At 51.6% G+C, this 12,233-nt stretch carries 14 protein-coding genes and 1 pseudogene; 11 read left to right on the top strand and 4 right to left on the bottom strand.

Features of this window, described 5'->3' with window-relative positions:
• Nucleotide 1: 1 nt before the first annotated feature.
• The 4 genes from IAE48_RS05235 to IAE48_RS05220 form a co-directional block, all read right to left on the bottom strand.
• Nucleotides 2-691, bottom strand: coding sequence for a replication protein P (locus tag IAE48_RS05235; protein WP_200133695.1), 690 nt, complete (start codon nucleotides 689-691; stop codon nucleotides 2-4).
• The gene (locus IAE48_RS05230) at nucleotides 688-1,620 is read right to left on the bottom strand and encodes a replication protein (RefSeq protein WP_200133694.1); all 933 of its coding nucleotides are present in this window, start codon (nucleotides 1,618-1,620) and stop codon (nucleotides 688-690) included. The genes IAE48_RS05235 and IAE48_RS05230 overlap by 4 nt, the downstream gene beginning before the upstream one ends.
• Nucleotides 1,621-1,804: 184 nt before the next feature.
• Nucleotides 1,805-2,368: a toxin YdaT family protein gene (locus tag IAE48_RS05225; RefSeq protein ID WP_200133693.1), complete on the bottom strand. Its 564-nt coding sequence runs from the start codon at nucleotides 2,366-2,368 to the stop codon at nucleotides 1,805-1,807.
• 11 nt (nucleotides 2,369-2,379) lie between these two features.
• The gene (locus IAE48_RS05220) at nucleotides 2,380-2,598 is read right to left on the bottom strand and encodes a YdaS family helix-turn-helix protein (RefSeq protein ID WP_200133692.1); all 219 of its coding nucleotides are present in this window, start codon (nucleotides 2,596-2,598) and stop codon (nucleotides 2,380-2,382) included.
• 103 nt (nucleotides 2,599-2,701) lie between these two features.
• Here IAE48_RS05220 and IAE48_RS05215 point away from each other — a divergent pair, with 103 nt between their 5' ends.
• The 11 genes and pseudogenes from IAE48_RS05215 (at nucleotide 2,702) to IAE48_RS05165 (ending at nucleotide 11,976) form a co-directional block, all read left to right on the top strand.
• Entirely contained in the window at nucleotides 2,702-3,094 is a 393-nt protein-coding gene (locus IAE48_RS05215; RefSeq protein WP_200133691.1) for a helix-turn-helix domain-containing protein, read from the top strand.
• A 480-nt stretch (nucleotides 3,095-3,574) separates the two neighbouring features.
• Nucleotides 3,575-4,420 carry a protein rexA gene (locus tag IAE48_RS05210; RefSeq protein ID WP_200133690.1) on the top strand — a complete coding sequence of 282 codons (846 nt, stop codon included), beginning with the start codon at nucleotides 3,575-3,577 and terminating at the stop codon, nucleotides 4,418-4,420.
• A 17-nt stretch (nucleotides 4,421-4,437) separates the two neighbouring features.
• Nucleotides 4,438-4,881 carry a biopolymer transporter ExbB gene (locus tag IAE48_RS05205; protein WP_200133689.1) on the top strand — a complete coding sequence of 148 codons (444 nt, stop codon included), beginning with the start codon at nucleotides 4,438-4,440 and terminating at the stop codon, nucleotides 4,879-4,881.
• A gap of 313 nt (nucleotides 4,882-5,194) precedes the next feature.
• Nucleotides 5,195-5,350 (top strand): annotated as a pseudogene (locus IAE48_RS24020) (hypothetical protein); the annotation flags it as partial.
• Nucleotides 5,343-5,507 carry a YdaE family protein gene (locus IAE48_RS05195; RefSeq protein WP_200133688.1) on the top strand — a complete coding sequence of 55 codons (165 nt, stop codon included), beginning with the start codon at nucleotides 5,343-5,345 and terminating at the stop codon, nucleotides 5,505-5,507. The pseudogene IAE48_RS24020 and the gene IAE48_RS05195, both read left to right, overlap by 8 nt.
• A 140-nt stretch (nucleotides 5,508-5,647) precedes the next feature.
• Entirely contained in the window at nucleotides 5,648-9,049 is a 3,402-nt protein-coding gene (locus tag IAE48_RS05190) for a RecE family exodeoxyribonuclease (protein ID WP_200133687.1), read from the top strand.
• Nucleotides 9,050-9,060: 11 nt separating this feature from the next.
• The gene (locus IAE48_RS05185; RefSeq protein WP_200133686.1) at nucleotides 9,061-10,137 is read left to right on the top strand and encodes a RecT family recombinase; all 1,077 of its coding nucleotides are present in this window, start codon (nucleotides 9,061-9,063) and stop codon (nucleotides 10,135-10,137) included.
• Nucleotides 10,138-10,171: 34 nt separating this feature from the next.
• On the top strand, nucleotides 10,172-10,348 hold the full coding sequence (locus tag IAE48_RS05180) for a hypothetical protein (protein WP_200133685.1): 177 nt from the start codon (nucleotides 10,172-10,174) through the stop codon (nucleotides 10,346-10,348).
• Entirely contained in the window at nucleotides 10,345-10,587 is a 243-nt protein-coding gene (locus IAE48_RS05175; protein ID WP_200133684.1) for a DUF4060 family protein, read from the top strand. The genes IAE48_RS05180 and IAE48_RS05175 overlap by 4 nt, the downstream gene beginning before the upstream one ends.
• A gap of 65 nt (nucleotides 10,588-10,652) precedes the next feature.
• The gene (locus IAE48_RS05170) at nucleotides 10,653-10,922 is read left to right on the top strand and encodes an excisionase (RefSeq protein WP_054803282.1); all 270 of its coding nucleotides are present in this window, start codon (nucleotides 10,653-10,655) and stop codon (nucleotides 10,920-10,922) included.
• Nucleotides 10,894-11,976 (top strand): tyrosine-type recombinase/integrase, encoded by a 1,083-nt coding sequence (locus IAE48_RS05165; protein WP_200133683.1) that lies wholly within the window; start codon nucleotides 10,894-10,896, stop codon nucleotides 11,974-11,976. Before IAE48_RS05170 ends, IAE48_RS05165 begins: the two co-directional genes overlap by 29 nt.
• Nucleotides 11,977-12,233 lie beyond the last annotated feature (257 nt).

The raw sequence follows: 12,233 nt of genomic DNA, 5'->3' as shown, positions 1-12,233 counted from the left end.
GTCAAACCCTCCCCTGCGCCTGGCGGCGCTTGTACTCGGCAATCAGCATTTCTGCGGGTGTCGGCCCCCGATCCTTATGCGGCGCTGCCAGCGCGCGACGAACAGGTGGGATCGGCTTACCTTCGGCAACACGCTTTTCCCAGTGCGCCAGCAGATGCCCGGCTTCACTGAGCAGCTCTTTCTCGTTCATCTGGCGATCAACACCCCGGCGGCGCAGCTCCAGGCAAACGTGATACAGCAGCGGTTGTGGCCACGGGTATTGCTCGCTGGTGGGGTATTTGAAAACGAGCTTCCGCCACTTCCAGAATTCGGTCATGACGTCAGCTGGGCTCACACCGAGGAGGCCCTTGCCTTCACGGCACCAGGCGACAAACTGCCCCGGCGAAGGCCAGAAAGGTGACACGCTGGCACGCGCTTTCTGCATTCCGGCCACCAGTTGCTCGCGGCTCCGGATACCATTTTCGGCGAACGTGGCGATCCACTGCTGCTTGGCCGTACGCTCATCCGCTTCGCTGCGCAGGTTGGTCTGCGTGGACGCCGGAAAGACCTGCTTGAGCTGGCTGAACAGGAGATCCACCATACGCTCGGCATCGCTGTTGATGACTTTGGCCTGATCCCGGTTGCCGCCCGCCATGCGTGCCAGCATTTCGCCATCGCGGCTTTGTACGGCCTGAAACAATTCGTGGTTCATATGAAATCCTCCCATGCTTCAGGGCTGTTCCAGTGCGCGTCACTGGCCGGTGCATCGTTGACGGGCTTACGGCTGCCATCCTCGCGGTGCAGATCCAGAGTGTCCCACTGTTTACGCAGCTTCGCGGGCGAGAGAATGTTTTTGTGCCAGAACGAATCCTGCGCAGCCCATTTGAACAGCTGGCAAATTTCGCGATGCGTGCGGCCGTCGAGCTGGCGCATCATGCGGATGTCATTCGCCCAGGAGGTCAGGTTCGGTTTTTTCATCGAAGGCTTGGTCATGTTGCGCAGGGCGAGCATCCACTCTGCGCACTGCAGATCCTCAGCGGTACCCCACTTGTCACCTGCGGGGGTCTGAACTGCAGCATCAGGAAGAGATTTGGATTTTTTCTGACGATCATTAAATACGTTAGTATTTAATATTACTTCTTGTTCATGATGCGCGGGCTTAAGCGCGCCCTTATGCTCGGGGTTATGCGCGGCACTACACTCCGAAGCCTCGCCGTTACTGGATTCGTTATGCGCGGGGTAATGCTCGCTGTTATGCGCGGCGTTATGCGCGGGTAAATCGTCCATTTTTTGAGCATAAAGCGCGTAGTTTGTGATGGTGATCACCGTGCCCTTCCGGCGTTCACCAGCGGTGGTAATCATCCCTTCTTTCTCAAAAAAAGCGAGCATACGGTCCACTGCGTGACGGCTGGTGGGTTCCCCGTTCCGGTCGCATAGAGCCAGCCCCAGATCGGCTGTGGTGGTTACCAGTTGTCCGGTCTGCAATGGCCACTGACGGCCCTTAAAGTTGGCCGTATATGGCTGTCTCGCAGCGGTAAGAAGCAGATTGTCCCACAGGGTGCGAAGATATACGTCTTTCCCCCAGGACTGCTTCAGTACACTCCGGTACAACGGGATGAAACCGGTCTTCTGGTTCTCCATCCTGTTGCTCCTGGCGGCAGTACGTGCCGCAAAATCGGCGTAAGCGACATTTGACATAGCTATGCCCCTTTCGCATGGTGTTTTAAATAAGCGTTTGTCATAATGACCTCGCAGTTGCTATCGGTAGTTGCACCCGAAAGCCGTTGCTGTCTCACCAGCGCGGCTTTCACCATTTTTAGCCCTGTCATACTGCTCCCAGCATTGAAGTGACGATCGTCATTAGTGTCCCTGTCTGCTCTGGCATTAGCCGGAACAGCGACGCAATACCCTCGCTCACCTCTTTCAGCTTCTGATGTTCTGGTACGTTGAGCAGAACGGCCTGTTTTGCTTCGGCGCACTCTTTCATCGCTTCAGCAATAAGCTCGGCCTTTGTTTTTCCGCTGATTAGCCCAAACCGGCGCGCTACCTGCTCGTTATCACTCGCCATCACATCGATGATGATCGGGATAAGCTGCAGCAGGTTTTTGTCGTTCTTCGGGCCGGGATCGTTAATCATCCGGAAAAAATTCTGCTTGGTGTTGTGCTCAGAACCTGCCAGTAACAGACCGCGCCCCCCGCGCGCTATCCACTCCTTAGCCACCAGCTGCGAGATGTGAAGCTGCGCAGAACCGGGCGTTGCCCTGTTCCACGCCTTCACTGCTTCCCGAATATGGTTGAGCTTACAGTTATTGCGCGGAACGCCTTGATAATTAGATCTCAGCGGAGCGGGCAGCCCCCTGCTATCATCATGAAAACCTGCCGTTTGCATGGTCAGTACTCCTACTTTGGTAAACCGTCAGTTGGATTTGGGTAGAGGTCTGGGCGCAGTTCGTGGGGAGTTACACCAGTGACATGAAAAATCGGAAGTACTCGAGCCTGGGGAACCAGCCCCCCATTCCGATTTCTCCAGTGACTAACATTCATGGCACTAATCGATAAAAGTTCAGCCAGTTTTGTCGCACTGCCCGCGGTGGCAATGGCTTTGTCTAATGCATTCATATCTGAGCTCCAATGGTGATGTGATAGAAGTTAAACATTATGTTTATATTAATGTCAACTTTTTGAGCGTTGAGCAAATAAACATATGGTTTAGAATCTTGTTATGAAAGAGAAAACTCATCAGACGGATCACCCACAAGTGCGCAGACTCAATGAAATCATTGAGCAAAAAGGTATTTCTAAAGCTGACATGGCGCGTATTTGCGGTGTCAGTTCCCAGTCTGTAAACAACTGGTTCGTGCGCGGGACGATAGGTAAAAGCTCTGCGATTAAACTGGCGGATGCGCTTGGAGTTAGTCTTGCCTGGCTTTTAGGGCAAAAAGTAGATGAGGTAGGTGGACTTAAAACTGACGAACAGCGCTTACTCGAGCTCTATCGACAGCTGCCGGAAGAAGAGCAACAGAACATGCTCCGCATCTTCGCGCTTCGCCTGAAGGAACTGGATGAGTTGTATGAAAAATACATGAGCAGACGAATCAAGGGTGACGCTGAGTAAGAAACATCTGATGCAAATGACGAGGGGCGTGATTGAAAACTGGCGCGTTTTTAATTTCCATCGCTGTTCTATGCTTTACCTTCATTTTCATCTGGATCATGCTCGTTGGTCCTGTAAGTGGCCAGGAAAAGACTTACTTTAAGGACTCGACAACTTTTGCGATCATCGTTATGGCAATGCTGTTGATAGCATTCGTAGTGGTGACAGTGATGGTGTTGATATAAAAGGTATATTGTTCGCCAGCTGCCGGAAGAATAGCAACAAAACATGCTCCGCAAGCTCTCACTTCGCCTGGAGGAGTTGGATGAGCCGTATGAGAGGTACATGAAGGGGCGGATCAGATCGCAGAAGGATTGAGGTATTAAACTCAAGGGTTTAAAAAAACAAGATCCGCAAAGTGAGAGGTCAAGCACCTAAATGTAGAAACTAGAACGCTGCGCCTAGTGTTTATTCAATTAAACTAATAATTTTAGGGGCTACATGAAACTTAATTTTTATGCCGTGTATTTGCAGGATAGTAAAAGTCAATCCAAGGTGTCACTTGATCTTTTTTCCGCGTTCAGAACTCAGGTAATTGACGCAAAAAATCATGCCCAACAGATTGATGACTACTTTGTTTTTGCCCACCATATCTCTGACGCCACTTTCTTGCTCACTAAAACCTTTGACTCGGAACTCGTGAAAAAGATCAACCGCAAGACTCTATCCGTAGATGAATTGCGTAATGCGCTAAGCTCTGATGAGTCCTTAGGATTTCCATCTTTCCTTCAAGTTCGGAATAATGTTATTGGTTTTGCTAATACTCTGTATGGTCCACGAACTCGAGATTTAGCTTCATATATTAATGGTAAATGCTATATCCCTTCTGGCTATAAGTTAGTCATTGAACCATTAATGAGAGACATCACCAAAGATGACGCATTAGACATGCAGTTCATTGGTCGCACTACAGTTAGAGTGGAGACCGATTCAAAATTATTTAGCCCATTATTACGAGCTCTTGGTGCTGAAACGATTGATGAAGAACTCCTTGAAGGATTAGAAATAACAGTAAAACCAAAACGATTAAAAAATATCAAATCCTTAGCCACTGAAATTATTAAGAATGTAGATGAGCAACATGAGAGCATTCTTTTGAAAGGGAAAGAGGAAGCGGCAGACTTACTCACTGACTTTTATCTTTCGAGCAAAGGACACATTGGTGCAAATTTGTACAAATCATCTAATGATGAACTCGCAAGTGAAATGTCGACCTGCTACATAAAAATGAAACCGATTATAGCTGAAAGTTATAATAAAATGTTCGGGGATGAGCTATCATTCTGACACTTTAGGAGGGCTTAATGAAAAAACAGCACAGGATAGCCCCTGCGATCATTTTATTTCTTTTGCCATTCCCCTTCATTGTTGGGGGCTATTACTTATTTCGTTACATGCTTCCCGGAACTGCATTTAGCGAACATCGCGATGTTCTTGGTGCTGCAATAGCAACGTATTCAGGTACAACTATCGCAATTTTGATTGCAGCGCTAACATTTATGATGGGCATAGGTGGAAGAAACATCTATAAATTAAAAGCTTACGGATACATGACATCAGTCATTACATTGTATGCTTTCACATTCGTTGAGCTCGGCATCATTTTTTTTAATGGCATATTTTTGTTAGCAACAAGCAAAACCCCTATACCTATGCTGCCATCTTTTGCCATTGGGCTCTCAGCTGCTTCATTAGTACATATAGGTATGCTTCTCATACAGATTTTCAATTTTTCAAAATCCAAATAACCCGGCAACCGAGCCGTTTTTTTTATGCTGCCACACACCTGCACGCCTTCAGGCGTCTGCATCGAACTTCCTGATCCCGACCATAGCGTCGGGATTTTTTTGCCTCCTATCACGTAACGCCCTCAAAAAAACCACAAATAAACTTTTTGTTTAATCAAAAATACTCATTATGTTGACATTGGTTTAAACATTGTGTTTAATCTTTATCACCAAGACGCACCACGAACCACCCAGGCATGGAGCCCACGAAGTAGCCGCCGACGGCATACGAATAGTCGGATGAGGTGGAGTTAATAACGCGCATCAGGTGTAAACGTTCCGCTGGCCGGCGATAAGGCAAACGAGGGTGAGAATGATTGATTTCGCACGCAAACCAGGACGGCAGCAGGCCGTAAAGCTGAACTTCTTCGAGGTGATTCTTCGCCGCCTGTGCTATCTGCTGGCGCAAAAGGGGAATCCAGATGTGTAACTCAACAAAATGCTGGTACTGCGGCAAGCCGGTTGAACCGGGGGAAGTAGTCAAAAGTCCCCTTCTCTATCGCAACGGCGCACAGCTGGCGCGCAAAGAAAAAGAATACTGCTCTGAACGTTGTGCTTCGTACGACCAAATGGCCCACGAGGCATAACGTAAAAGCCGCGCAAGGCGGCCCGTACGTCCGGTGCTCCCGACCAAAGTTACACCGGAAAACTACTTAAAAAGCCAAAGTTCACCCAATGGGCGCTATCTCTGGCCCGGGGATCTTACATCCAAAAATGAGGATCTGACATGGAATTTTTCTACGTGGTTAAGGCCACTCAGAAATCCGCTAAGCAAGATGCAGTGATTTGGTTCACTGCGAAAAGCGAAGCACGCGCCGCCCTGACGCTCGATGTTGAGCTGGAAGAGGCTGGTATCGAAACTGGCCGCGGTAAAGACTATGCCAAACCGATCCGCACCGATTTTCCGATTGTTAACGACCTGCCTGAAGAAGGCGTCGTCGACTTCACCTGGTGCGATCGCTATCAACTGGCTGACGACCAGCGTACCTGGAACGTGATCCCCGGCGCCGCGGCACATGATGAAACCGACCTTGCCCAAGCCAGCACCATCAACGATGCAGATCTCCCTGCCGCGCTGGTAACGGCTACGGATACCGCTGATGCGGGCAACACCTCCCCGCTTGAAAATCGCACCCCGTCTGTCCGCTTAGCCGTCCATCTGCTGGGCGACAAATACCATTCGGAGATCAGCCAAGAACAGCAGATCGTCGCTAACGAATTGGCTATGGATGAGGCAAATGTTTATTTCCAGAACCTGCTGCAGGCCAAAAATGAAGTTCCTGATATGAGCGAACTCAGCCTTCACGCTGAGTGGAAACTGGTGCAGGCTGTCAAAGACGTTTTCTCGCAGGATAAAGAACACGAACCCGCGCTGCTGGCTGCTTTCATGTCGAGCTGGGTTAAAGCAGAGGTCGGCGAACGTGCCCAACTGGTCGAAGACTGGCTCGGCGGCAAACTGCCCGCCACTGAACTCGCCGACGCCAGCGAACCTGGTGAAGATGCGCTTGCTTCCAGTGAAATAGTTCGGCAGGAAGCTACGCCTGAAGAAGTTGCCCAGGCCCAGTCTCAGGTACAGGCATTCCGCGATAGGGACATTACTGAACTGCACGCTGTTCCTACGCTGTCGTTCCGTCACCGCCTCCTCGCACAGTTTATTACCGAGAAGGAATACGCGTACCACATTGACAATGAACAACTGAATACTGTGCGCCAGCTGGAAATGGACACCGATAACTCCTACGTGCAAAACCTGCTGCTGGCCGCCGAGAATGTCGAGGGGATGAAAAATCTTCGTGACTTCGAGTTCTGGAGGCTTACCGATGCTGTTAAGCGCGTATTTCCTTCTGACAAAGCGACGCCTGATTTATCCCTGATGCTCCAGTTCATGAAGGCCTGGAAAACGACGGACTATATCGATCGCGGCCTGCTCGCTAAGGAATGGATTAACGGTAACCGGGTTTCAACCATTCAGCGCACCGACACCGGCACGAACGCGGGCGGCGGCATCAAAACAGACCGTAATGCAGACTATGAGCATACGTTGGACACACTGGATATTGAGATCGCGTGCGCAACTCTGCCGATGGATTTTGATATCTACAATATCCCCGGCTCTATTCACCGCAGGGCTAAAGACATTGTTGCTGCAAGAGAAAGTCCCTGGAAAGAGTGGTCCACAGCACTACGTAAAACTGCAGGTATCCTGGATTACTCGCGCGCTGCAATTTTTGCGCTCATCCGCGAAGCGTCCTCAGGCATAACAACATTCCCGGATCGCATGACTGGTTATATCAGCGCGACTCTCAATGAATACAAGCATGATACACCTGAGGCCAGAATCCTCGCCGCTGCGCGTCAGATTGATAGCGCGGCCGTGGATGCCGGAGTCATTCAGTGCACCGAGCTGTCACACCAGCTCGTCGCCACCCCTCAGCCAGAAGTATCCAACCTCGGCGGCGGCATGTTCTCCATCGATGGTCTGCTGGATGAAAAAGCAAACCCGGTCATCATTACCCCCTCAAACGAAGTCGCAAAACAGGAAGTGGAGATCGTTGGCAGTGTGCAGATGGAAGAGACTGACCCGAGCAAAGTCGAAGCTGGTAATGCGTTACCAGCAGTCGAAGTCGCTAATGAAGTTGCTGCGCAAACAATTAGCGTAAGCCCGGCGGATATCCTCGCCGCTGCCACACCAGAACTGACGAGCAACGTTGCCGCCGATCTGGACCAGAATATTGATGCTCTTAGCCAGGATGAGCCGGAATTACCTCCAACCGAACCAGAAACGACAGAAATAGGACCGGTAGCGGATATTTCCGAGCCAGAGGCTGCTGCTAAGGAATGGCCAGCTTACTTCGAGCCAGGCCGTTATGAAGGTCTGCCAAACGACGTTTACCATGCCGCGAACGGCATCAGCAGCACCCAGGTGAAGGATGCCCGTGTCTCCCTGATGTATTTCGAAGCGCGCCACGTCTCCAAGACCATCCAGAAGGAGCGGTCGAAGGTTCTCGACATGGGCAATCTGGTGCATGCGCTTGCGTTGCAGCCGGAGATGCTGGCCGCTGAGTTCAGCATTGAGCCGGAGATCCCGGAAGGTGCGCTCACCACCACGGCGACGATCCGCGAGTGTATTGACGAGTACAACGACAGCCTGCCGTCGCAGCTCAGCGCTGATGATATCAAAGCGCTGCTGGAGGCCCATAACGCCACCCTGCCCATGCCGCTGCCGCTGGGTGTAGCAGTAGACGAAACCGCAGAAAGCTATATGGCGCTGCCGGAAGAGTTCCAGCGCATCGAGGCTGATAAGAAGCAGACCGCTGCAGCTATGAAAGCCTGCATAAAAGAGTACAACGCCACCCTGCCCGCTCCGGTGAAAACCAGCGGCAGCCGTGACGCGCTGCTGGAGCAGCTGGCAATCATTAATCCTGACCTGGTAGCGCAGGAAGCGCAGAAGCCACAGCCCCTGAAAGTTTCGGGTACGAAAGCCGACCTGATTCAGGCCGTCAAGGCAGTCAAACCAGATGCTGTGTTTGCCGACGAGCTGCTGGATGCCTGGCGCGAGAACCCGGAAGGCAAGGTGCTGGTGACCCGCCAGCAGCTGGAAACCGCGCTGGCTATCCAGAAAGCGCTGCATGCGCACCCGACCGCCGGAAAGCTGCTGCAGCATCCTGATCGCGCCGTTGAGACGAGCTATTTCGGCATCGACGAAGAGACCGGCCTCGAAATCCGTGTGCGCCCTGACCTTGAGCTGGACGTAGATGGCGTGCGCATCGGTGCCGACCTCAAAACGATTTCTATGTGGAACATCAAGCAGTCAGGTCTGCGGGCGAAGCTGCACCGTGAAATCATCGATCGCGATTACCACCTGAGCGCCGGTATGTACATGGAGACGGCAAGCCTCGACCAGTTCTTCTGGATCTTCGTCAACAAGGACGAGGGATATCACTGGATTGCCATTGTTGAGGCTTCGCAGGAGCTGGTGGAGCTGGGTATCCTGGAGTACCGCGCCACTATGCGCGCCATTGCCAACGCATTCGATACCGGCGAGTGGCCAGCGCCGATCACCACCGACTACACCGACGAACTCACCGAGTACGATCTGCGCCGACTTGAAGCGCTGCGCGCGGCTTAAGGAGAACAAGAATGCAGAACACAAACGTAGCAGTAGCCGACCAGAACACTGTCGTTAACTCAAACATCGCGCTGTTCGATTCACAGTACCTTAATGCCATCAGCACTTTCGCCCAGATTATGGCGCAGGGTGCGGCGACAGTACCGAAACACCTTCAGGGCAACCAAGCCGACTGTATGGCCGTTGCAATGCAGGCGGCGCAGTGGCAAATGAACCCTTTCGCCGTGGCGCAGAAAACCCATCTGATTAACGGCGTGCTGGGATATGAGGCCCAGCTGGTAAACGCAGTGATTTCACGCAGCGGCGTGCTGGCGAATCGCTTTGAGTATGAGTGGTACGGCCCATGGGAAAAAGTGGTCGGAAAATTTCACATCCGCAAAGGTGAAAAAGGCGAATACCGGGTTCCGGGCTGGACCATGGCGGACGAAGCAGGTATCGGCATTATCATCCGCGCAACGCTCAAAGGCGAAGATCACCCCCGTGAGCTGGATCTGCTGCTGGCTCAGGCCCGCACCCGTAATTCGACACTGTGGGCTGATGATCCCCGCCAGCAACTCGCCTATTTGGCAGTAAAACGCTGGGCGCGTCTGTTCTGTCCGGATGTGATCCTGGGCGTTTACACACCTGATGAGCTTGAAGATCGTCAGGAAAAAGAAATCAACCCAGCCCCGCAGCAGCGCGTCAGCGTTGCTGATATCCCGGCTGAATCGACAACTAACAGTGCGCAGGAGTCCGGTACCAATATTGATGGCATGGCCGACGAGTTCCGCGATCGCATTGAAGCAGCTCAATCCGTGGACCAGGCCAAAGCCGTGCGGGTTGATATTGAAGCGGCCAAAACTACTCTCGGTTCGGCGCTGTTCACTGAACTGAAAAACAAAGCCGTACGGCGCTACTACCTGGTAGACGCCCGCAACAAGGTGGAAGCGGCGATCAACTCCCTGCCCCAGCCTGACGAACCGGATGCTGCAGAGCAGTTCACCAAAGCAGAGCAGGCACTGGCTGCTGCGAAGCGCCATCTGGGCGACGAGCTGTATGACCAGTTTGCCGTTACCCTGCTCGATATGAAGCCCGAATACGTGGCATGAGGGAGGCGGGAGGGGCAACCCTCTCGGTAATGAGATGAGCGAGAAACAAGCCCGCTGGAGTGTTGAAGAGCTGAACATGTTGCTGACGTATAACAACCAGCAAGTGGCAGAGCTAACCGGCCGCCCGCTGGCCGAGATAGAAGATCGCCGCCTGCTGGCGAATATCGAGCGAAACTGCTGGGACGTGTTTGACCCGGAGCGTGCCGAATGAGACTTATTAACCGAAGCAGGAAAGATTCCCCGATGGCCCGCAGGGCGTGCGATGCAGCGTTGGCCCAGCATGTTGAACGGTTCGGTGATTATGCCAGCCGGGCTATGACCAGCGTATACACAGTGCTGGTGGACGGAATGAAGGTAACGGTAGAGGTAGAAAACCGCAGCACCAGCTACGTGGCCACAGCGATCATGGGCGCTCGGCGTCTGCGTGCCCTCGCCGGCCGGATGTCTTGATATCGAATTATCATCAAACAGCGCCCTCCGTCCCTATAATCGGGTGGTAGGCGCAGGAGAACAGAATGGCAAAGCTTCTTAATTTGCAGGAATGGGCCGCTGAAGTGTATTCATCACCGCCATCACTTTCTACTCTTCGCAGATGGGTACGTGAAGGCAAGATCTATCCTGCCCCCGAGCTACACGGTAAAGAGTATAAGCTCCGCCCGGATGCTATCTATGTTGATCCGAGCAAGAAGAATTTGCGCTTAAAACCACAGCATCTAAAAATTCCGTCCAAAGGGACTTTACTGGAGAGATTACAGAATGCAGAGGCCAGCCCGTTACGACGCTAACCTGCCCCGTAACCTGACCTTTCGCAAGAGAGATAAGCTTTATTCCTGGCGCAACCCAATAACCGGCCAGGTAATCTATCTGGGCCGCATTGATCGCAGGGAAGCGATAGCCCAGGCCATTGAAGCCAACAGCTATCTTGATCAGAACTATATCCCCTCCAGTCTACTTCAGCGCATAAAAGAAACGCCCACCCTGACTATGGCTAAATGGCTGGAGAGGTATGACGTTATTCTCGAGCGAAGGGAATTAAAACCAAACACAATGAAAGTTCGCAGGAACCAGATGGAGACGATCAGGAAAGAGTTCGGCACCATCGCTCTTAGCGCAGTTACAACAAAAGACATTGCGGAATTTTTGGAAACATACATTGCCTGCGATAAAAAAAGCATGGCTGCAGGTCTGAGATCTGTACTACTCGATGTATTCAGAGAGGCGCTCGTGGAAGGCCATATAGAAAGGAACCCGGCAGAACCCACTCGCACACCGGCACCAAAAGTTAAGCGGGAACGTCTACTGCTTGAAGCGTATTTTACGATACGAGAAACAGCAGCAGCTAATTCAGTATGGGCGGCAAATGCATTTGATCTTGCGCTGGTCACGGCTCAGCGACGCGAGGATATAGCCATGATGAAATTCACTGACATCCGGGAAGACAGATTGTTTGTCATACAGGAGAAAACAGGGAATAAATTAGCCATCCCTTTAGACCTGAAACTGGAAGCAGCCGATCTTCATTTAAAAGAAGTGATAGAACGTTGCAGAGTGAACAATCCATCTGAGTTCCTGCTTTACTCGCCGGTGCGTCGGGGTGGAAGAAAGCCCGGACCACTGACGCCAGATGGGTTAACCCAGGCATTTTCAGATACCCGTGATATCACTGTGTTGAAATTTGGCCCTTACCCGCCGTCCTTTCACGAAATTAGAAGTCTGTCCAGTAGGCTTTATGAGAAGGAAAAAGGCGAAGAATTTGCGCAGCGGCTGTTGGGTCATAAAAATTTATCAATGACCAAAAAATACCTAGACTCCCGTGGGGCTGAGTATGTTACGGTTTAGACTAAATACAAGGAATTGGTGGAATTTTGGTGGATTTTAGTGTGAATGCCTAAAAAATCCTTAGTATTCAATAATATAAAAAAAGACCGAATACGATTCCTGTATTCGGTCCAGGGAAATGGCTCTTGGGAGAGAGCCGTGCGCTAAAAGTTGGCATTAATGCAGGCTTAGTCGCCTTGCACCTTAAGAATAGATGACGACACCAGCTTTTCCAGTCCGCGACAAATGTGGTCAGAAAAATCCGGTAATTGTCACGT

This window comes from Kosakonia sp. S57, assembly GCF_016516575.1.
GTDB classification, from domain to species: domain Bacteria; phylum Pseudomonadota; class Gammaproteobacteria; order Enterobacterales; family Enterobacteriaceae; genus Kosakonia; species Kosakonia cowanii.
The sequence above is the reverse complement of the archived record's forward strand: the minus strand, read 5'-3'. Positions and strand labels throughout refer to the sequence as shown.